This is a genomic window from Pseudomonas sp. ZL2 (assembly GCF_054788455.1).
Genome location: NZ_JBGOGX010000016.1, coordinates 49,628 through 69,061, shown reverse-complemented (window position 1 = coordinate 69,061; position 19,434 = coordinate 49,628). Strand labels below are relative to the sequence as shown.

19 protein-coding genes are annotated in these 19,434 nt (G+C 64.9%); 10 read left to right on the top strand and 9 right to left on the bottom strand.

What is annotated here, in order from left to right:
• Positions 1-4: 4 nt before the first annotated feature.
• The 3 genes from ABM562_RS13740 (at position 5) to ABM562_RS13730 (ending at position 4,154) form a co-directional block, all read left to right on the top strand.
• The gene (locus ABM562_RS13740; protein ID WP_258579146.1) at positions 5-796 is read left to right on the top strand and encodes a fimbrial biogenesis chaperone; all 792 of its coding nucleotides are present in this window, start codon (positions 5-7) and stop codon (positions 794-796) included.
• A gap of 68 nt (positions 797-864) precedes the next feature.
• Positions 865-3,192: a fimbria/pilus outer membrane usher protein gene (locus tag ABM562_RS13735; protein ID WP_460422375.1), complete on the top strand. Its 2,328-nt coding sequence runs from the start codon at positions 865-867 to the stop codon at positions 3,190-3,192.
• On the top strand, positions 3,189-4,154 hold the full coding sequence (locus ABM562_RS13730) for a Csu type fimbrial protein (protein WP_115087212.1): 966 nt from the start codon (positions 3,189-3,191) through the stop codon (positions 4,152-4,154). The genes ABM562_RS13735 and ABM562_RS13730 overlap by 4 nt, the downstream gene beginning before the upstream one ends.
• Here the strand turns inward: ABM562_RS13730 and ABM562_RS13725 are convergent.
• A complete protein-coding gene (locus ABM562_RS13725) occupies positions 4,118-5,326 on the bottom strand; it encodes an MFS transporter (RefSeq protein ID WP_233674264.1) in 1,209 nt (402 codons plus the stop codon). The two genes, ABM562_RS13730 and ABM562_RS13725, sit on opposite strands and share 37 nt — an antisense overlap.
• A 92-nt stretch (positions 5,327-5,418) precedes the next feature.
• Between ABM562_RS13725 and ABM562_RS13720 the strand changes: the two genes are divergently transcribed.
• The 6 genes from ABM562_RS13720 to ABM562_RS13695 all read left to right on the top strand — a co-directional run bounded on the left by ABM562_RS13720 (position 5,419) and on the right by ABM562_RS13695 (position 11,049).
• On the top strand, positions 5,419-5,868 hold the full coding sequence (locus ABM562_RS13720) for a winged helix-turn-helix transcriptional regulator (protein WP_233674265.1): 450 nt from the start codon (positions 5,419-5,421) through the stop codon (positions 5,866-5,868).
• A 105-nt stretch (positions 5,869-5,973) separates the two neighbouring features.
• A complete protein-coding gene (locus ABM562_RS13715; RefSeq protein ID WP_115087209.1) occupies positions 5,974-7,476 on the top strand; it encodes an APC family permease in 1,503 nt (500 codons plus the stop codon).
• Positions 7,436-8,020: a DUF3156 family protein gene (locus tag ABM562_RS13710; protein WP_115087208.1), complete on the top strand. Its 585-nt coding sequence runs from the start codon at positions 7,436-7,438 to the stop codon at positions 8,018-8,020. The genes ABM562_RS13715 and ABM562_RS13710 overlap by 41 nt, the downstream gene beginning before the upstream one ends.
• A 117-nt stretch (positions 8,021-8,137) precedes the next feature.
• Positions 8,138-9,082, top strand: a complete 945-nt coding sequence (feaR, locus tag ABM562_RS13705; protein WP_115087207.1) for a transcriptional regulator FeaR — start codon at positions 8,138-8,140, stop codon at positions 9,080-9,082.
• Positions 9,083-9,213: 131 nt separating this feature from the next.
• Positions 9,214-10,437, top strand: coding sequence for a multidrug effflux MFS transporter (locus tag ABM562_RS13700; protein WP_258579147.1), 1,224 nt, complete (start codon positions 9,214-9,216; stop codon positions 10,435-10,437).
• A 27-nt stretch (positions 10,438-10,464) separates the two neighbouring features.
• Complete coding sequence (locus ABM562_RS13695; RefSeq protein WP_460422328.1) at positions 10,465-11,049, top strand: TetR/AcrR family transcriptional regulator; 585 nt, start codon at positions 10,465-10,467, stop codon at positions 11,047-11,049.
• Between the two features lie 82 nt (positions 11,050-11,131).
• Here the strand turns inward: ABM562_RS13695 and ABM562_RS13690 are convergent, their stop codons facing one another.
• Entirely contained in the window at positions 11,132-11,497 is a 366-nt protein-coding gene (locus ABM562_RS13690; protein WP_134063147.1) for a cupin domain-containing protein, read from the bottom strand.
• Between the two features lie 34 nt (positions 11,498-11,531).
• Complete coding sequence (locus ABM562_RS13685) at positions 11,532-12,830, bottom strand: NAD(P)/FAD-dependent oxidoreductase (protein ID WP_115087203.1); 1,299 nt, start codon at positions 12,828-12,830, stop codon at positions 11,532-11,534.
• A gap of 164 nt (positions 12,831-12,994) precedes the next feature.
• On the opposite strand from ABM562_RS13685, the gene hpaR reads away from it, so the two are divergent.
• Complete coding sequence (gene hpaR, locus ABM562_RS13680; protein WP_115087202.1) at positions 12,995-13,417, top strand: homoprotocatechuate degradation operon regulator HpaR; 423 nt, start codon at positions 12,995-12,997, stop codon at positions 13,415-13,417.
• An 86-nt stretch (positions 13,418-13,503) separates the two neighbouring features.
• Here hpaR and hpaI read toward each other — a convergent pair whose 3' ends face one another.
• The 6 genes from hpaI to hpaE form a co-directional block, all read right to left on the bottom strand.
• Complete coding sequence (hpaI, locus tag ABM562_RS13675) at positions 13,504-14,307, bottom strand: 4-hydroxy-2-oxoheptanedioate aldolase (RefSeq protein WP_115087201.1); 804 nt, start codon at positions 14,305-14,307, stop codon at positions 13,504-13,506.
• 10 nt (positions 14,308-14,317) lie between these two features.
• Positions 14,318-15,121: a 2-oxo-hept-4-ene-1,7-dioate hydratase gene (gene hpaH / locus ABM562_RS13670; RefSeq protein WP_115087200.1), complete on the bottom strand. Its 804-nt coding sequence runs from the start codon at positions 15,119-15,121 to the stop codon at positions 14,318-14,320.
• Positions 15,122-15,132: 11 nt separating this feature from the next.
• A complete protein-coding gene (locus ABM562_RS13665) occupies positions 15,133-16,437 on the bottom strand; it encodes an MFS transporter (RefSeq protein WP_115087199.1) in 1,305 nt (434 codons plus the stop codon).
• Between the two features lie 48 nt (positions 16,438-16,485).
• Entirely contained in the window at positions 16,486-16,878 is a 393-nt protein-coding gene (locus ABM562_RS13660; protein ID WP_115087198.1) for a 5-carboxymethyl-2-hydroxymuconate Delta-isomerase, read from the bottom strand.
• A 112-nt stretch (positions 16,879-16,990) separates the two neighbouring features.
• The gene (gene hpaD, locus ABM562_RS13655; protein ID WP_346617362.1) at positions 16,991-17,848 is read right to left on the bottom strand and encodes a 3,4-dihydroxyphenylacetate 2,3-dioxygenase; all 858 of its coding nucleotides are present in this window, start codon (positions 17,846-17,848) and stop codon (positions 16,991-16,993) included.
• Positions 17,849-17,972: 124 nt separating this feature from the next.
• The gene (gene hpaE, locus ABM562_RS13650; protein WP_460422324.1) at positions 17,973-19,433 is read right to left on the bottom strand and encodes a 5-carboxymethyl-2-hydroxymuconate semialdehyde dehydrogenase; all 1,461 of its coding nucleotides are present in this window, start codon (positions 19,431-19,433) and stop codon (positions 17,973-17,975) included.
• Position 19,434 lies beyond the last annotated feature (1 nt).

Here is a 19,434-nt window from a genome sequence, read left to right as displayed (position 1 = left end):
GTGCATGGAAGTAGGCGCTGGCAGTTCGCGCTGGAGCTACAACCTCTTGGCTGGCGCGGTGGTCCTGCTCTGCAGTGCACCGTTGCAGGCCGCCACCTCGGTACTGATCTGGCCGATTGACCCGGTGCTGGAGGCCAATCAGAAAGCCGGTGCGCTATGGCTGGAAAACCGCGGCGACGCCCCGGCCAACCTGCAGGTTCGGGTGTTCGCCTGGCGCCAGGGCGAATTCGACGACCAGTACCAGGCCCAGCGCGAGATCATCGGCAGCCCGCCGGTGGCCAACATCGCCCCGGGGCAAAAGCAGCTGATTCGCCTGACCCGCACCGGCAGCTCGCCGGTCGGCCAGGAGCAGGCCTACCGCATCATCATCGATGAAATCCCCCCGGCCTTGCCGGCAGCGGCCAGTGCCGAAAAGCCGCAGGCGGCGATCCGTTTCCAGATGCGCTACTCGGTGCCGTTGTTCGTCTACGGCGAAGGCCTCTGGGGCAAGCCGGATGCCAGCGGCCAGCGCGGCGACAGCGCGGTGGGCAAGCCGGCGCTGAGCTGGCGCCAGGTGTCGGTGCAGGGCAAGCCGTATGTGGAAATCCGCAATACCGGGCCGGTGCACGCGCGCCTGACCGACATGGTGCTGCAGCAGGGCGGCCAGAGCCGGCCACTGGTGGAGGGACTGCTCGGCTACGTATTGCCCGGCGCGGTCATGCGCTGGCCAGCGCCGCAGCCCTTGAGCGCCGCCTCGGTGCTCAAGGGCCGGGTCAATGGCCAGGAGCCGGCGCAAACCCTCAGTCAGGGCCAATGACCTGCAGCTAGCGGCAAGACAACAGGGGCCAGGGAGGACCCGGTAATGGTCGGATACTGTGTGTGAGCATTTCTTCGGCGCTGCAGGCCTGCGGCCTGACCGTGCTGGGCTGTGGTGCGCTGCTGGCCGGCGAACTGCCGCCGCCCCCGGCCAGCCTCGAGGCGGTTGCCGATGCGCCGTTGTTCCTGGAACTGGTGGTCAACCAGATGAGCAGCCCTGAGCTGGTAGCGGTGCAGCAGCGCGCCGGGCGCCTGTACATGGCCAGCGCCGACCTGCAGGCCGCCGGTATCGAACTGCCCGGCGAATACGGCGCCGAAGTGGCCCTGGACAGCATTCCCGGCCTGCACAGCGACTATGACAGCCAGGGCCAGCGCCTGGTCGTGCAGGTGCCGGCCAACTGGCTGCCGAACCAGCGCATCGGCAGCCGCCAGCTGTACCCGGCCAGCGAAGCCCGCAGCAGCTTCGGGGCACTGCTCAACTATGACCTGTACCTCAACGACACCGACGACGGCGGCCGTTATCTCGCGGCCTGGAACGAGCTGCGCCTGTTCGACAGCTGGGGCACGCTGTCGACCACCGGCCAGTGGCGCCAGTCCCTCGGCGGCAACGATTACGCCGGCAGCCAGGAAGGCTTTCGCCGCTACGACAGCACCTGGCGCTACACCGACGAAGCGCGCCTGCTGACCCTGGAGTTCGGCGACGTGCTCAGCGGCGCCTTGCCCTGGACCAGTTCGGTGCGCCTCGGTGGCCTGCAACTGTCGCGCGACTTTGCCGTGCGCCCGGACCTGGTCACCTACCCATTGCCGGCCTTTGCCGGGGAAGCGGCGGTGCCGTCCTCGGTGGACCTGTTCATCAACGGCTACAAGAGTTCCAGCGCCGAGCTGCAGCCGGGCCCCTACACCCTGACCAACGTGCCGTTCATCAATGGCGCCGGCGAGGCAGTGGTGGTGACCACCGATGCCCTGGGCCGCCAGGTGTCGACCACCTTGCCGTTCTATGTCACCAGCAGCCTGTTGCAGAAGGGCCTGGCGGATTTCTCGGTCGCTGCCGGTAGCCTGCGCCGGGATTACGCGATTCGCGACTTTGCCTATGGCCCGGGGGTTGCCGCGGCCAGCCTGCGCTACGGCCTGAGCGACAGCTTCACCCTCGAAAGCCATGCTGAAGCGGCCGAGTCCCTGGCCCTCGGCGGGTTGGGCGGCAACTGGCAGGTGGGCAACTGGGGCGTGGTCAACGCGGCCTTGAGCCAGAGCAGCTTCGACAGCCGCAGCGGCCAGCAACTGAGCTTCGGCTACCAGTACAACAGCCAGCGCCTGGGCTTCAATTACCAGCGCCTGCAACGGCGTGGCGACTACGCCGACCTGTCGCTGGTCGACAGCCCCTACACGCGCCTGAGCCAGCGCAGCGAGCAGGTGACCATGAGCCTCAACCTCGAGCGCTACGGCAGCCTCGGTGCCGGTTATTTCGATGTACGCGCCGGTGACAACTCGCGCACCCGCTTGCTCAACCTCAGCTGGAGCAAGCCGCTGTGGCGCAACAGCAGCCTGTACCTGTCGGCCAACCGCGAAATCGGTGACAGCCAGTGGGCGGTGCAGGCACAACTGGTGATCCCGTTCGACCTGCGCGGCACCCTGAGCTTCAGCGTCGAGCGCAACAAGGAAGGCGAGAACCAGCAACGGGTCAACTACAGCCGAGCGGTGCCCAGCGAAGGCGGGGTCGGCTTCAACCTCGGTTACGCCGATGGCGACCGCGAAGCCTATCGCCAGGCCGATGTCACCTGGCGCCTGCAATCGGTGCAACTGCAGGCCGGCGCCTACGGCAGCAGCGACAGCATGACCCGCTGGGCCGATGCCAGCGGCTCGCTGGTGTGGATGGACGCCGGGGTGTTCGCCGCCAACCGCATCGACGATGCCTTCGTGGTGGTCAGCACCGAAGGCTTTGCCGAGGTGCCGGTGCGTTACGAAAACCAGCTGGTCGGCCGCACCGACCAGAACGGCCACCTGCTGGTGCCCTGGAGCAGCGCCTATTACCGGGCCAAATACGAGATCGACCCCATGGAGCTGCCGGCCAACGTGCAGAGCCCGCAGGTCGAGCAACGGGTGGCGGTGCGTCGCGGCAGCGGCTACCTGCTGGAGTTCCCGCTGCAGCGGGTGGTGGCCGCGAGCATCGTCCTGGTCGATGGCAACAATAAGGAACTGGCGCTGGGCAGCCAGGTGCGCCACGAGCAGAGCGGGGCGCTGGCGGTGGTCGGCTGGGACGGGCTGGTGTACCTCGAGGGCCTGGCTGCGGACAACAGCCTGCAGGTGCAGATCGCCAATGGCGGCAGTTGCCGGGTGCACTTCACGCTGGCGCCCGAACAGGACCAGGTGCCGCTGATCGGCCCGCTGGTGTGCCAATGAAGCGCCTGCTGACGCTCTTGGCATTGCTCGCCAGCCCGCAGGTGCAGGCCCTGTGCACGGTGATCGATACCGCGCCGGCCAGCTTCGGCAGCGTCAGTTCGACCCTGGTGCGCACCACGGTGCAGTCGGCGTCGACCCTCAACGCCGGACTGCAATGCACAGGATCCCTGGCGAGCCTGCTGGCCAGCGACGATCACTTCTATGCCACCTTCACCCCGCCTGCGGGCAGTACCGGCATGCTCGGGCCCACCGGCGATGTGATCGCCTACACCCTGTACGCCAACAACACCACCAACTTCGCCATCAACCGTAGCCAGCCCTACGACTTTGCCCGCAACGGCATCATCGATGCCCTCGGCCTGCTCAATGGCACCACGCCCAAGGCGGTGCCGATCTACCTCAAGAGCCTGACCGGCAGCAACGTCGCCGCCGGCCTCTACCAGGAAACCCTGTCGGTGTACTGGAACATCAGCTACTGCTGGGGCATCGGCGTGGGCAGTATCTGCCTGGGCCGGCAGAACCTCACTGGCACCACCAGCCTGACCGTGAGCCTGACGGTCACCAACGACTGCCAGATCACCAGCCCCAACATCAGCTTCGGCAGCGCGCCGGTGGTCGGCGGTTTCAGCACGGTCAACAGCAACGTCAACGTCTCCTGCACCAAGGGCAGCAACTACACTGTGGGCCTGGACGATGGCCAGAATGTGTCCGCCGGGCGGCGGCGAATGAAGTCGGCGGCCAACAACTACCTGGCCTATGACATCTTCAAGAGCGCCGGCAGCGTGCGCTGGGGAAGCGTCACCTCTGCCCGCCGGGCCAGCAGCGACGCCGATATCAATCCCGGTGCGGGCACCGGTACCGGCAGTCAGGTCTTCAACTACAACGCCAAGGTCTACACCGACCAGACCACCCCGCCAGCCGGTACTTACCTGGACAACGTGATACTCGACGTGCAGTTCTGAGCCCGCGCGCCTTCGGTCAGCCACCAGTAACCCAGGGCCAGGGCGTTGAGCAGGGCGCCGTAGGCGCACACCAGCAGCCAGCCGCCCCAGGCGTAGGCCAGGGTCGAGGTCAGCGCGCCGAAGGCACTGCCCACCGAGTAGAACAGCATGTAGGCGGCGGTCAGGCGGCTGTGGGTGGCCTCCGGCAGGCGGTAGATCAGGCTCTGGCTGGCCACGTGCACGGCCTGCAGGCCAAGGTCGAAGACCACGACGCCGAGCAGCAACGCCCACAATGAATAGCCGGTCAGGGCAATGGCCGCCCAGGACGCCAGCATCAGCAGCAACGAGCCGCCACTGACCCACTGGCCCAGGCCGCGATCCACCAGCGCTCCGGCCCGTGCCGCAGCCAGCGCGCCCGCCGCTCCTGCCAGGCCGAACAGGCCGACTTCGCCGGTCGACAACGACAGCGGCGGGGCGCTCAGGGGCAGCACCAGCGGCGTCCACAGCACCATCGCCGAGGCGAAGCTGAGCAGGGCCAGCACCGAGCGTCGGCGCAGCAGCGGCTCATCGCGCAACAGCAGCGCCAGTGAGCGCATCAGTTCGCGGTAACTGCCCGCAGCCTGCGCCGGCTCCTGGCGCGGCAGCACGCGCCAGAGCAGGGCGGCAATCACCAGCGTCAGGGCCGCCGACAGCCAGTAGATCGAGCGCCAGCCGGCCAGGTCGGCCATGGCCCCGGACAAGGTGCGGGCCAGGAGGATGCCGATCACGATACCGCTGGTGATCACCCCCACCACCTGGCCGCGTTCGCTGGCCGCCGACAGGGTGGCGGCATAGGCCACCAGCACCTGGGTGACCACCGCCAGCAGGCCGGTCAGGCCCATGCCGAGCAACAGCCAGGGGGTACTCGGCGCCCAGGCGATCAGCAGCAAGGCCAGGGCCGACAGCAGTGACTGGCCGACAATCAGCCGCCGCCGGTTGAGACGATCGCCCAGCGGCACCAGCAGCAACAGGCCCAGGCCATAGCCGACCTGGGTCAGGGTCACCACCAGGCCGACCAGGCCCGGGTCGATGGCAAATTCCCGGGCCATGGCGTCGAGCAAGGGTTGGGCGTAGTAGACATTGCCCACCGCCAGGGCGCAGGCCACGGAGAACAACAAGACGACGGCGGACGGCAATCGATGTAGGGGCTGCATGGGTTCAAATCCTTCTGGTTGCATAATGAAACCAGTTGTACGCTAGAGAAACCGGTTTTATATTGCAACCACTTTTCCTGGCGAGATCTCCCATGGTTCAACGCACCCGCCTGCAAGACGCCGAATGCCCGGTGGCCCGTTCCCTCGATGCCATTGGTGACTGGTGGTCGCTGCTGATCGTGCGCGATGCCTTCGACGGCCTGAAGCGCTTCAGTGAGTTCCAGCGCAACCTCGGCCTGGCCAAGAACATCCTCAGCACCCGCCTGCGCCAGCTGGTCGAGCACCAGATCTTCGAGCTGGTGCCGGTGTCCGAGGGCAGCGCCTATCAGGAATACGTGCTCACCGAAAAAGGCCTGGGCCTGTTCCCCTTGATCGTTGGCTTGCGCCAGTGGGGCGAGGCGTTCTACTTCGCTGAGGGCGAGGCCCACTCGCAACTGGTCGACCGTGAACACGGCCAACCGGTCAAGGCCCTGGAGCTGCGTGCCGCCGATGGCCGCCTGCTCGGTCCGCACGATTGCGTGCGCCTGCCGGCCACGGGCTGAACCTGGCAGCCAGCTCCAACCTTCACGGCAGCCACGGGCAAGACCGCCATTGCCACCGAGCGCAGAGTAGGACCACTGTCATCCTTCTGCTCGAGGTCTTTTGCCATGTCGCTCAACGACACGCTCAGTGCGCACCTGAATCGTGGCACGGTCGGCTTTCCCACCGCCCTTGCCAGTACCATCGGCCTGATCATGGCAAGCCCGGTGATCCTCACTGCGACCATGGGCTTCGGCATCGGCGGCAGTGCCTTCGCCGTGGCCATGCTGATTGCCGTGGTGATGATGCTGGCGCAGGCGACCACCTTTGCCGAGGCAGCGTCGATCCTGCCGACCACCGGCGCGGTGTACGACTACATCAACTGCGGCATGGGGCGCTTTTTCGCCATTACCGGTACGCTGTCGGCCTACCTGATCGTCCACGTCTTTGCCGGCACCGCCGAGACCATGCTGGCCGGGGTCATGGCCCTGGTGAACTTCGAGCACCTCAACACCCTGGCTGAGTCGGCCGGTGGTTCGTGGCTGTTGGGTGTGGGGTTCGTGATCATCTTCGCCATCCTCAATGCCTTCGGCGTCAGTGCTTTCGGCAAGGCCGAGATCATCCTCACCTTCGGCATGTGGACCACCTTGATGGTCTTTGGCGTGCTCGGCCTGGTGGCCGCGCCGGCCGTGGAACTGGAGGGCTGGTTCGGCGTGTCGCTGGTGGGTACCGACCTTATGACCATCCTCTCGCTGGTGGGCATGGCCATGTTCATGTTCGTTGGCTGCGAGTTCGTCACGCCGCTGGCCCCGGACCTGCGCCAGTCGGCCAAAAGCATGCCGCGGGCCATGGCCCTGGGCCTGCTCGGGGTGGCGGCGTGCATGTTCATCTATGGCGCGGCGATGAAACGCCAGGTCGAGAACGTGCTGCTCGACGCCGCCAGCGGCGTGCACCTGCTGGACACACCCATGGCCATCCCGCGCTTTGCCGAGCAGGTAATGGGCGATATCGGCCCGCTGTGGCTGGGCATCGGTTTTCTGTTCGCCGGTGCGGCGACCATCAATACGCTGATGGCCGGGGTGCCGCGGATTCTCTACGGCATGGCCGTCGACGGCGCCTTGCCCAAGGTTTTCACTTACCTGCACCCACGCTTTAAAACGCCGCTGCTGTGCATCCTGGTCGCCGCGCTGATTCCGTGCCTGCATGCCCTGTGGCTGGGCGGCAACACCGACCGCATCATGCACCTGGTGCTGGCGGCAGTGTGTGCCTGGAGCACGGCCTATCTACTGGTGACCCTGTCGGTGGTGATCCTGCGCATCCGCCGCCCGGACCTGCCGCGGGCCTACCGTTCGCCGCTGTTCCCGCTGCCGCAGATACTGTCTACCGTCGGGATTGTCCTGGGCATGGCGTTCATCACCCCGCCAGGCATGGACCCGGCCGACATCTACGTGCCCTTCGGCCTGATGCTGGCCGGCACGGCGGTGTATGCGCTGTTCTGGACGCTGGTGGTGCAGAAGGTCAATCCGTTCAAGCCGGCCTCGGTGGAAGAGGTGCTGGCGCGGGAATTCGCTCACCAACCGGGGACTGCTCATGGCTATTGCCCTGCGCCAACTGTGGCAAAAGCTGTCTGAACGGGCGCCGGCCGGCTATCGACCGGGGCTGACCCTTGAGAAGGTGCAACGCAACCTGGGCCTGGACAGCTTTGAAGTTGTCGCCCCCGGCCTGGGCCGCTTCGACTGGGCCGGGCAGGCGGTGCAGGTGCGCGAGCGCTGTGAAGCGCAATTGCTCATGCACCTGGTGCTGACCGAGTTCAGCCTGACGCTGCCTGCCACAGGGCAGGGCAATGCCCGCCTTGAGCTGCACCACAGCGGGTCATGGCGGCGCAGCGGGCTGCGGGTTCGCCTGCGCAAGGGCGAGCTGGCGTTGCAGGCCGAACTGCAACGCCGCCTGCAGGCGGAGGCGGCTTTGTTGCAGGCGCTGATGCCCCTGGACTTCAAGCGCCTGCTGCTGGAAAGGTGCGACGGCCAGTGGACCCTGACCCTCGAGCACATCGGCGCCAGCGAAGTGGTCAACCGCCTGCCGGCCTTTCGTCGTTACATTCGCCTGAGCCCCGAGCAACACCAGCACCTGCTGGCCGCGCTGCAAGGCTTGCCGGCGCTATTGGCCGGGCTCTGACCCGGCCATCTGGCATCAAACCTGCTTTCACTCTGGCTGCTTCAAGCAAGTTGCGCGCACATAGATAACATGTTAACTATTGCCCAACAAAAACAAGATGCCATTGTGGAGGTACCCATGAGTATCCATCACGCCAGCAGCCCTGCGCTGGAACGCTGGAACGCAACCATGCAGAACATCTGCGGGGTGTATGAGACGGAACTTACGTTCAACCCCTCGCTGTTCATCGGCGAGATTTCCACCTGGTCGCGCGGCGGCCTGGCCCTGGCCAACCTGCGCACCAATGCCGGGCTGATCCGCCGCAAGGGCCTGAACAGTGACCGCGACAACGACCAGCATTGCTTTCTGGTCAGCCAGCGCACCGGCTTTTCGCAGATCACCCAGAACGGCATCAGCATCCAGCTCGCACCCGGCGAGATGCTCCTGATGGATGCCGCCGGCGCCTGCGAGATCATGCCTTTCGGCCTGATCGAACATGCCTCGCTGTCGTTGTCGCGGGCCGAGGTGTGCAAGCAACTGGGCAACGACAGCCGCACCTTCGGCAAGATCTCCCAGACCCGCGCCTGCGGGCGCATGCTGCACCTGCTGATGGACCAGCTGTGCAAGGAGCAGAGTGCCACTGACGACGAGCAGGGCGAGGGGCAGGCACTGCACAGCGCCTTCCTGTCATTGCTCGGTTCGGCCCTTGAAGGCAGCGATGACCTCACGGCGCTGCCGGCCTCGTTGCAGGGCGCCAACCTGCGCAGCTACGTGCAAAAAGTCATCGATGACTCCCTCGGCCAGGCCAACCTGACCCCGGTCAACCTCGCCAACCGCCTGAACATTTCCGTACGCCACCTCTACCGCCTGTTCGAAGAGCAGGGCGACAGCGTCTGCCGCTACATCCAGCGCGCGCGCCTCAAGCGCAGCGCCGCCGACCTGGCCAACCCGGTGCTCAAGCGCGAGTCGATCACCACCATCGCCTACAAATGGGGCTTCACCGACTCGGCGCATTTCAGCCGTTCGTTCAAGAAGCAGTTCGAGCAATCGCCCAAGGACTACCGCGCCAGCAGCCTGGCCTGATCACCGTTTCATCGCCGCTGACTTGACCGCAGGATGCGGTCTGTATAGGCTCGCCTGACTTGGCTACCTACCGATAGGTAGGTTGAGCGATAAGCGCCAGCCAGGTCCCGCTTTTATCTGGAATCGAGCCTATGCACAGTGCAGCCTCCACGCCGACCGCCCGGGTCGGCTTCGCCATTTCCCTGGCCCTGATCGGCGCCCTTGGGCCCTCGGCGGTCGACATGTACCTGGCCAGCATGCCGAGCATTGCCAGTGAGTTCGCCACTTCCTATGCCGGGGTGCAGTTGACCCTGACCGTGTTCCTCCTGGCCATGGGCGCCGGGCAACTGCTGTTCGGTCCGCTGGTCGATACCCTTGGCCGGCGCCGGCCATTGCTCGCCGGCTTGCTGGTGTTCGTCCTGAGCTCCCTGGCCGCCGCTGCGGCGCCAGACCTCAACAGCCTGCTGCTGGCGCGCTTCATCCAGGGCCTGGGCAGCGCCCTGACCCTGGTGGTGATCATGAGCATGGTCCGCGACGTCGCCGAGGGCGCGCGGGCGGCGCAGATCTTTGCCTTGCTGATGACCATCGAAGGCCTGGCACCGGTGATTGCCCCGGCGCTGGGCGGCTTTGTCGGTGCGCACTTTGGCTGGCGGGCGATCATGCTGGTGCTGGCGGCATTGGGCGTGCTGGTGCTGCTCAACTCGGCAGTGATGCTCAAGGAGACCTTGCCCCAGGACCAACGCATGGCCTGGCAACCGCGTGAGTTTTTGCGCACCTACGTGCGCATCGCCTGCGACCGCCAGTTCCTGCGCCCGGCCCTGGCCTTGTCGGCGGTGTTCTTCTTTCTGTTTGCCTACATCGGCGGGGCGGCCTTCGTTTACCAGCACCATTTCGGCCTGTCGGTGGAAGCCTTTGGCACGCTGTTCGGTGCCACCGGTGTGGCCATTTTGCTCGGCGCCATCACCGCTGGCCGCCTGGTGGCGCGCAAGGGCCTGGTGCGTCTGGCCCGTTGGGGCGCGGCGTGCATGTTCGTGGGGGCCGTACTGGTGCTGGCTGGGGCACTGAGTGCGGCGGGGCTGGTGGGCATCGTTGCCGGCATGGCCGTGGCGATGTTCGGCCTGGGCATTGCCGAAGCCACCCTGATGTCGCTGGTGATGTCCTCGCAGAGCAAGGCCCTGGGCTCGACCGCCGCCTTGCTCGGCGCCTTCCAGTTGATCATTTCGTCGTTCGCCACGCCATTGTCGGGCATCATGGCGCCATTGGGTGCGGCGTACTGGGCACTGCTACTCGGCCTTTCGGCGGTGTTCGTCGCGCTGCTGGTGCACATCAGCACCCGCCATGCCGAGCCGCACCTGCAGAGCCTGGCTGGCCATTGATCCGTATTTGTTGGGGGAGACACCGTTATGAGAAGCCTGACGCCGTCGGCAGAAAAGATCTGCGCGATTGCCGTCGAGCAGTTCGCCGAGCTGGGTTATGACGCCTCGTCGCTGAACGACATCGCCGCCGCCGCGGGCATGCGCAAGCCGTCGTTGTATGCGCATTTCGCTGGCAAGGATGACCTGTTCCAGGTGGTCTATGCGCGGGCCCTGCAAGCCGAACATGAGTACCTGGAGGCCTGCTTTGCCGAGAAGGTGACGGCCGGGGAGTTGCCGGGGCAGCGTTTTGCCGAGCGCTTGAATCAGCGCTACCAGGCGTCGGCGCATTTGCGCTTCATGCTGCGCACGGCGTTCTTTCCGCCCAGTGAATTGCGACCGGTGATCAGTGCCGGGTTCGAGGCGTACCTGGCGAGGTTGGGCGAGTTGTTTGCCCTGGCGTTGCACCGCTATGCACCGGGGCTGGATGAGGAGCCGCAGCGCTTGTATGGCGATGGCTACCTGGGGATTGTCGATAGTTTGAATGTCGAGTTGATCTATGCGGGGGCGGGGGCGTTCGAGCGGCGCTTGGCGGCATTGTGGCGCTTGTTTGGGGAATCGTTGGCCAGGTTATAGGGCCTCATCGCTGGCAAGCCAGCTCCCACAGGTTCGGTGCATGCAGTACCTGTGGGAGCTGGCTTGCCAGCGATGCTTTTTGTCAGGCTACTGCAAAGTAATGCTTCACAAAACTCTCGCTGAGAATCTCCCACAACACCGGCGTGCCCTTGGTCACGAACCAGCTGTCACCCTGGTTGTAGGTGCGGCTGACGCCGGTTGCTTCGTCGGTCAAACGCACCTGGCCGGTCACCACCACGGCCTGTTCGTTGAATGGGTAGACCATGCGAAATTTGCCGCTGGTGGTGCCAAAGTAGGCGCTGCTGACCGGGTCGGTCGGCGCGCCGAAGGTCATCTTGCCGAAAGCACGCACTTCGCCTTCGAGTATTTCCGAACCCAGGTCGGCAACGGTGCCCCAGGCGTCGAGTTCGCTGAGCTGGATGTTCTGTTTAACGGCAGTCAGGGTCATGGCAGTGTTCCTTGAGGGTTGAAAACAATGGGTTTCAGCGCCGGCCATTCCAGTAGCCGGACAACTGGTGCCAGGACTTGCCCGCGGTCAGCAGCACCGCGCGCAGTGGGTCTTTGGCCGGGATGGTCGGGCGTGGCACCGAGCTGATCAGGTCATAGCGCGCCGAGCCTTCGCTCATGCCTTCGGCCAGTACCTTGCAGATGATGTGGCTGGGGGTGACGCCAAAGCCGGAATAACCTTGCACGTAAAAAGCGTTGCGCCGACCGGGCAGGGTGCCGATCTGCGGGAACAGGTTGGGGCTGCAGGCCATCGGCCCGCCCCAGGCCAGGTCGATCTTCACGTCCTTGAGGTAGGGGAAGATCTTCAGCATCAGGTTGCGGTTCCAGGCCTTGAGGTCGCGCGGGATGTGCTCGACCAGCGGCGTGGCGGCACCGAACAGCAGGCGGTTTTCGTTGGTCACGCGGTAGTAGTCGATCACCGGGCGGATGTCGCTGTAGGCGCCGCGAATCGGGCTGATGCGCTGGATCAGTTCGTCCGACAGCGGCTCGGTCATCATCTGGAAGGCGTAGGTGTTGATGGTCGAGCGGTGCAGCTCCGGCTCCAGTTTGTTGAGGAAACTGTCGCAGGCCCACAGCAGCTTGCTGGCGGTGACCGAGCCGCGCCCGGTGCGCACGCGAATGCGCTCGCCGTACTGCACCTGCAGCGCAGGGCTGTTCTCGAAGATGCGCACGCCGTGTTCGCTGAGCGCCTTGGCTTCGCCGAGCAACAGGTTCAGCGAATGCACATGGCCACCGCCCATGTGCAGCAGGGCACTGCTGTAGGCGTCGGAGCCGATGATCTGCTTGACCTCGCTGCCGCCGAGAAAACGGATCTCGTGCTGGGAATTGACCGACTTGAAGTCTTTTTCCCAGGCGCGCAGGGTCTTTTCCTGGCGGGCATTGAAGCCCATGTAGCCGTAGCCATGGCAGAAGTCGGCGTCGATGGCGTACTTGGCGATGCGCTGCTTGATGATGTCGGCACCCAGGTCGCTGATCTCGAAGATCTGCCGCAAGCCATCGTCGCCGACGTGCTGCTTGATCTTCTCCAGGTCGTGACCGATGCCGGCCATGATCTGCCCGCCGTTGCGCCCGGTGCCGCCAAAGCCCAGGTAGCGGGCTTCGAGCACGACGATGTTGGTGATGCCTTTTTCCGCCAGCTCCAGGGCCGTGTTGATCCCGGAAAAGCCGCCGCCGATGATGACCACGTCGGCGTCCACGTCCTCTTCCAGGGTCGGGAAGCTCAGGTTGTATTTTTTGGTGGCGGTGTAGTAGGTCGGCGTTTCGATGTTGATCATGGCGCTGCCTGAAAAGTGGAGTACTGATGGGCTCTATTAAGGCCTTGTACGGCGCCTGCGTCTTGACCCTGCGTGCCGCCGGGCTTGACTGCCGGTGCCAGGGCTGTGGCAAGGCGTTGATTTTGTTAAAGTGTTAACAAAATAGCCTGATGATTAGCCATTCCATGCCCCAACCGCGCCCGTCCCTGACCCTGACCTTGTTGCAAGCCCGCGAAGCGGCCATGCGTTTCTTTCGCCCCTCGCTCAACCAGCACGGGCTGACCGAGCAGCAGTGGCGGGTGATCCGTATCCTGCGCCAGCAGGGCGAAATGGAGATCTACCGCCTGGCGGAACAAGCCTGCATCCTCAAGCCGAGCATGACCGGGGTGCTGGTGCGCATGGAGGCGGCCGGGCTGGTCAGCCGGCGCAAGGCCGAGCAGGATCAGCGCCGGGTGCTGGTGAACCTGGCGGCCAGGGGCGAGGAGATTTTTGCTTCGATGAGCCAGTGCATGGAGAGCAACTACCGGCGGATTCAGGAGCAGTTCGGCGAGCAGAAGTTGCAGGCGCTGCTGGGGTTGCTGGAGGAGTTGAAGCAAGTCGGTCGGTGACCGCATCGCTGGCAAGCCAGCTCCCACAAGGTCCTCTGTAAACCGAACCTGTGGGAGCTGGCTTGCCAGCGATGAGGCCAGTACAGTCAATACACCGAAGGGCCGGATGAAGCCGGCGCCACCCCCCCCTTGAACCTGCCCGCCAACCCCTGCAAGCCCCTCATCAGCACCGTGGTATCCACCCCCACCGCGACAAACCCGGCGCCCAGTTCCAGGTAGCGCCGCGCCAAGGCCTCATCGGCACTGAGAATCCCCGCCGCCTTGCCGGCTTTTTGAATCTGCACAATGGCCTGTTCAATCGCCGCCTGCACCTCAGGGTGGCCGGGGTTGCCGCGATAACCCATGGACGCACTCAGGTCCGCCGGGCCGATAAACACCCCGTCAACGCCTTCGACCGCGGCAATCGCATCCAGGTTCTGCAGCCCTTCAAGGCTCTCGATCTGCACTAGCAAGCACATTTGCTCATCGGCCTGCTCCAGGTAACCGGGGATGCTGTTCCAGCGCGACGCCCGTGCCAGGGCACTGCCCACGCCGCGCACGCCCTTGGGCGGGTAGTGCATGGCGCGTACCAGCTGGCGTGCCTGTTCAGCGCTTTCGACCATGGGTACCAACAGGGTTTGCGCGCCGATATCCAGCACTTGCTTGATCAGCGCGGTGTCGCCGATCACCGGGCGGATGATCGCCTGGGCCGGGTAGGGGGCGATGGCCTGCAACTGGCCGAGCATGCCGCGCAGGTCGTTGGGCGCATGTTCGCCGTCGATCAGCAGCCAGTCGAAACCGGCGTTGGCGGCCAGTTCCGCGCAGTACGGCTCGGCCAGGCCGAGCCACAGGCCGATTTGCGCCTCGCCCCGTTGCAGGCGTTGTTTGAAGCGGTTGACGGGCATGTCCATGGGCAAGTCCTCAAACGAAACGACAGGCAATCGAACCGAGCATGTCGTAGTCGACATGGAAGGTATCGCCGGGGTTGGCCGCCACCGGGCGGGTGAAGGAGCCACCGAGGATGATCTGCCCGGCTTCGAGGGTGACGTCGTATGGCGCCAGCTTGTTGGCCAGCCAGGCGACGCCCTTGGCCGGGTGGTTGAGCACCGCCGCCGAGACGCCGGACTCTTCGATCACGCCATTGCGGTAGAGCACCGCCGGCACCTTGCGCAGGTCGATATCGCCCGGGCGCACCGCGCGCCCGCCCATGACCACGCCGGCGTTGGCGGCGTTGTCCGAGATGGTGTCGAAGACCTTGCGCGTGGCCTGGGTCTGCGGGTCGATCTGCTGGATGCGTGCATCGATGATTTCCAGCGCCGGGATCACCCACTCGGTGGCGTCGAGCACGTCGAACAGGGTCACGTTCGGCCCCTTGAGCGGCTTGCCGAGCACGAAGGCCAGCTCCACCTCGACCCGTGGCACGATAAAGCGCTCGAAGGGAATGTCGCTGCCTTCGTCGAAAAACATGTCATCGAGCAGCGCGCCGTAGTCCGGTTCGGTGATGTTCGACGACACCTGCATGGCCCGCGAGGTCAGGCCGATCTTGTGGCCGACCAGCTTGCGCCCGTTCTGGATCTTTTGCGCGACCCAGGCGCGCTGGATGGCGTAGGCGTCTTCAATGCTGATGCCCGGGTGCTCCAGGGAGAACTGCCGCACCTGTTCGCGGCTGCGTTCGGCGCGCTCGAGCTGGGCGGCGGCTTGCAGGATCTGGCTGTGGTCAAGCATGGCTAAATCTCTTACTGAGGGTTGACGATGGCAGCCTTGGTGCGCAGCACCAGCAGGCCGCCGAGGGTGATGAACAGCGCCAGCACGAACAGCGCCAGGCTGGCGCTCTGGGTGGTGTCGCGCATCCAGCCGATCAGGTACGGGGCGAGGAACGCGGCGATGCTGCCGAACGAGCTGATCAGGGCGATGCCGGCGGCCTGGGTGGTGTTCGACAGGAACGCTGGCGGCAGTTGCCAGAACATCGGCAAGGCGGCGCTGGCGCCCATGCCGGCGATGATCAACCCGCCCAGCACCATCACCGGGTTGCCTGGCGACAGGCCGGCGATGGCAATGCCCAGGGCCGACATCAGCAGCGGCACGCACAGGTGCCAGCGGCGTTCACGCTGACGGTCGGAGGAGCGCCCGCAGGCAATCATGAACAGGCAACCGGCCAGATACGGTACGGCGCTGAGCAGCCCGACCCGGCCATCGCTGCCGATGCCGGCGCCGTGGATCAGGGTCGGCATCCAGAACGCCAGGGTGTTGACTGCCAGCATCACCGCGAAGTACACCGCCACCAGCAGCCAGACCTGGCTGTCGCGCAGGATGCCGCCGAACGAGGTGATGGATTTGCGTTGTTCTTCCTGGTTCAGCTGTTCGCGCAGTTGCAGCTTTTCTTCGCTGCTGAGCCAGTTCACGCTGTCGAAACTGTCGGGCAGGCACTTGAGCACCACCAGGCCGAGCAGGATCACCGGCGCGCCTTCGATCAGGAACATCCACTGCCAGCCACGCAGGCCGGCGGCGTCGTGGAACAGTTCGAGGATGCCGCCCGACAACGGCCCGCCGACCACACCGGCCATGGGCACGGCGATGGCGAACAGCGCGGTGATCTGCCCACGGCGACGGGCCGGGTACCAGCGGTTGAGGTAGACCAGGATGCCGGGAAAAAAGCCGGCTTCGGCCACGCCCAGCAAAAAGCGCAGGACGTAGAAGCCCGAGGCCGATTCGACCCAGAGCATGCTGGTCGACAGCGTGCCCCAGACCACCATCAGGGTGGCGATCCAGCGCCGTGGGCCGACCCGGTCCAGGGCGATGTTGCTCGGTACGCCGAACAGCGCGTAGGCGATGAAGAACAGCCCGGCACCGAAGCCGTAGACCGTGTCGCTGAAGTGCAGGTCGCTGCTCATCTGCATCTTGGCAAAGCCGATGTTGATGCGGTCCAGGTGAGCGAACAGGTAGCAGATCAGCAGCAGCGGCATCAGCCGCCAGGTGATCTTGCTGTGGGTCGAGTCATGTTGGGCAAGGGCAGCGTGTTCGGCAGTATTGGCTGTGCTCATGATCTTGTACTTTTTGTCAGAGGGCCGTGGGGGGAGGGTGGCTGTGCGTCAGCCCGCCTGGTTCTGGAGAAAGGCGTGAACGTTGTTCTGCTTGAAATTCAGTTGCGGGTGCAGCTCGATCATCTCGAACGACAGCGCCAGCAGGCGTTGGCTTTGCAGCTCGGCAAAGTGCGCGGTGATCACCTCGAACAGCGCCTGGGCAACCTGGGTGCGGGTGTCCAGGTCACGGCCGTGGCCGACCTTCAGAGTCATGTGGACGAAGGCGTAGTCATGCTTGCCATCGGCCATGCGCCAGCTGTCCAGGCGCACGCCGCGGCTGCGGATGCCACCCAGGGGGAACACGCCGCTGGCGCCCAGGCTGGCGTGGACCTTCTCGAACAGGCCGGGCAGGTCGGCCTGTTGCTCGATGTTGTCGGTGTACTCAATGATGAAATGCGGCATGAAGATCTCCGTTTGAACGGCGGCAAGCGGCAAGCGGCAAGCTACAAGCGGCAAGAGCGCGTGCTCTTCACTTGCAGCTTGTGGCTTGAAGCTTGTGGCTGCTGCCTTCGCGCTACAGCGGGAAGACAGCGTTGATCTGGCCGGTGCCGGAACTGCCGAACGGCTCGGTCAGCACCTCGACCGGCTTGTTGTAGTCGGCGCCGCCGAGCAGGCCCAGGAGCATCGCCGTGTCGTGCATGCCGCCTTCGCCGTAGCAGTGAGTGGCGTAGTCCGGAAGCATTGCGCAGAACTCCTTGAAGCGGCCCTGCTTCCACAGCTCGACCACCCGCATGTCCATCTGCTTGTCGAATTCGCGGGTCCAGTTGTGGATGTTGGCTTCGGCCTCGCGGTCGTCCGAGAAGCGGTGCGAGAGCGAACCCGAGGCCAGTACCAGGACCTTGCGGTCGCTCTTTTCAATGGCCCGGCGCACGGCGGCGCCGAAGGCGAAGCTATCTTCCAGGCGGTGCCAGGCGCACCAGGCGGCGATCGACACGACCTTGAGCTTTTGCGCCTCCGGTACATCCATGTGCATGTAGCGCATCGGTACCAGGGTGCCGTACTCAAGCTCCAGGCTCGGGATGTTGTGGGCCAGGGTGCGCACGTCGGCGGCATTGGCCTCAAGGCCGATCAGCTCGCCCAGCTCCGGGCAGCCGGGGTACTCGAAGTCCATGTTCTTGATGAAGTGCGGCAGCTCGTTGCTGGTGTAAGTGCCCTTGAAGTGCTCGCCACAGTTGATGTGGTAGCCGCTGTTGACCAGCCAGTGGACGTCGAACACCACGGCGGTGTCAGCGCCCAGTTCGCGGGCGCGGCGGCCGATTTCCTTGTGTCCGGCGATCGCCGCCTCGCGGCAGCCATGATGCTTGCCGGGCAGTTCGGACAGGTACATCGAGGGTACGTGGCAGACTTTGGCTGCCAGGACGACTTCGCCCATGATGGAACTCCTGGAGATTGTTGTTCTTGTGTGCTGTCAGTGCCATCGCTATCGCCGGCAAGCCGGCTCCCACAGGTTTTGAGGTGACATCAGACCTGTGGGAGCTGGCTTGCCAGCGATGACGTCAGACGCCCCAGCGCGGAATATGATGACTGCCCATCGAGATACACACGTTCTTGATCTCGGCAAACACCTCGAAGCTGTATTGCCCGCCTTCACGGCCAGTGCCCGAACCCTTGATCCCGCCGAACGGCTGGCGCAGGTCGCGCACGTTCTGGCTGTTGATGAACACCATGCCGGCCTCGATGCCGCGGGCCAGACGATGCGCCTTGCCGATGTCCTGCGTCCAGATGTACGAGGCCAGGCCATACTCGGTGTCATTGGCCAGTCGCAGCGCCTCGGCTTCGTCCTTGAACGGAATCAGGCACACCACCGGCCCGAAGATTTCTTCCTGGGCGATGCGCATGTTGTTGTTCACGTCGGCAAACACCGTCGGCTGGATGAACTGCCCACGGGCCAGGTGCGCCGGCAGGTTGGCCGGGCGCTCCAGGCCGCCAGCGAGCAGGGTCGCGCCTTCCTCGATGCCGATCCTGATGTAACCGGTGACCTTGTCATAGTGGGCTTGAGTGATCATCGAGCCTACCTGGGTTTTCGGGTCTTGCGGGTCACCGACGATCAGCCGTTTGGCCCGTGCGGCGAACTCGGCGACGAACTGCGGATAGACGCTTTCCTGGATGAAGATACGGCTACCGGCGGTGCAGCGCTCGCCATTGAGCGAGAAGATGGTGAACAGCGCCGCATCGAGGGCGCGCTCCAGGTCGGCGTCTTCGAAGATCAGCACCGGCGACTTGCCGCCCAGCTCCATGGAGTACTTCTTCAGGCCTGCGGTCTGCATGATCTTCTTGCCGGTGGCGGTGCCGCCGGTAAAGGAGATCGCACGTACGTCCGGGTGACGCACCAGGGCATCACCGGCGGTGGCGCCGTAGCCCTGGATGACGTTGAGCACGCCGTTGGGGATGCCGGCCTCGACGGCCAGGCGGCCCAGTTCGTTGGCGGTCAATGGCGACAGCTCGCTCATCTTCAGCACCGCGGTGTTGCCCAGGGCCAGGCATGGCGCGGTCTTCCAGGTCGCGGTCATGAACGGCACGTTCCACGGCGACACCAGCCCGCACACGCCCACCGGCTGGTACAGGGTGTAGTTGAGCATCTGGTCGTCGACCGGGTAGGTGTGGCCGTCCATGCGTGTGCAGACTTCGGCGAAGAAATCGAAGTTGTGCGAGGCACGGGGGATCAGCACGTTCTTGGTCTGGTGGATCGGCAAGCCGGTGTCGAGGGTTTCCAGTTCGGCCAGCTGCGGCACGTTCTGCTCGATCAGCTCACCAAGCTTGCGCATCAGCCGGGCGCGTTCCCTGGCCGGGGTGTTGGCCCATTTCGGGAAGGCTTCTTTCGCCGCTGCTACTGCCTGGGCAACTTCTTCGGCGCCGCCGCTGGCGACTTCGCCAATGGCTTCACCGGTGGCCGGGTTGTAGTTGACGAACACGTCTTTGCTTTCGACCTCGCGGCCGTTGATCCAGTGTTTGATCATG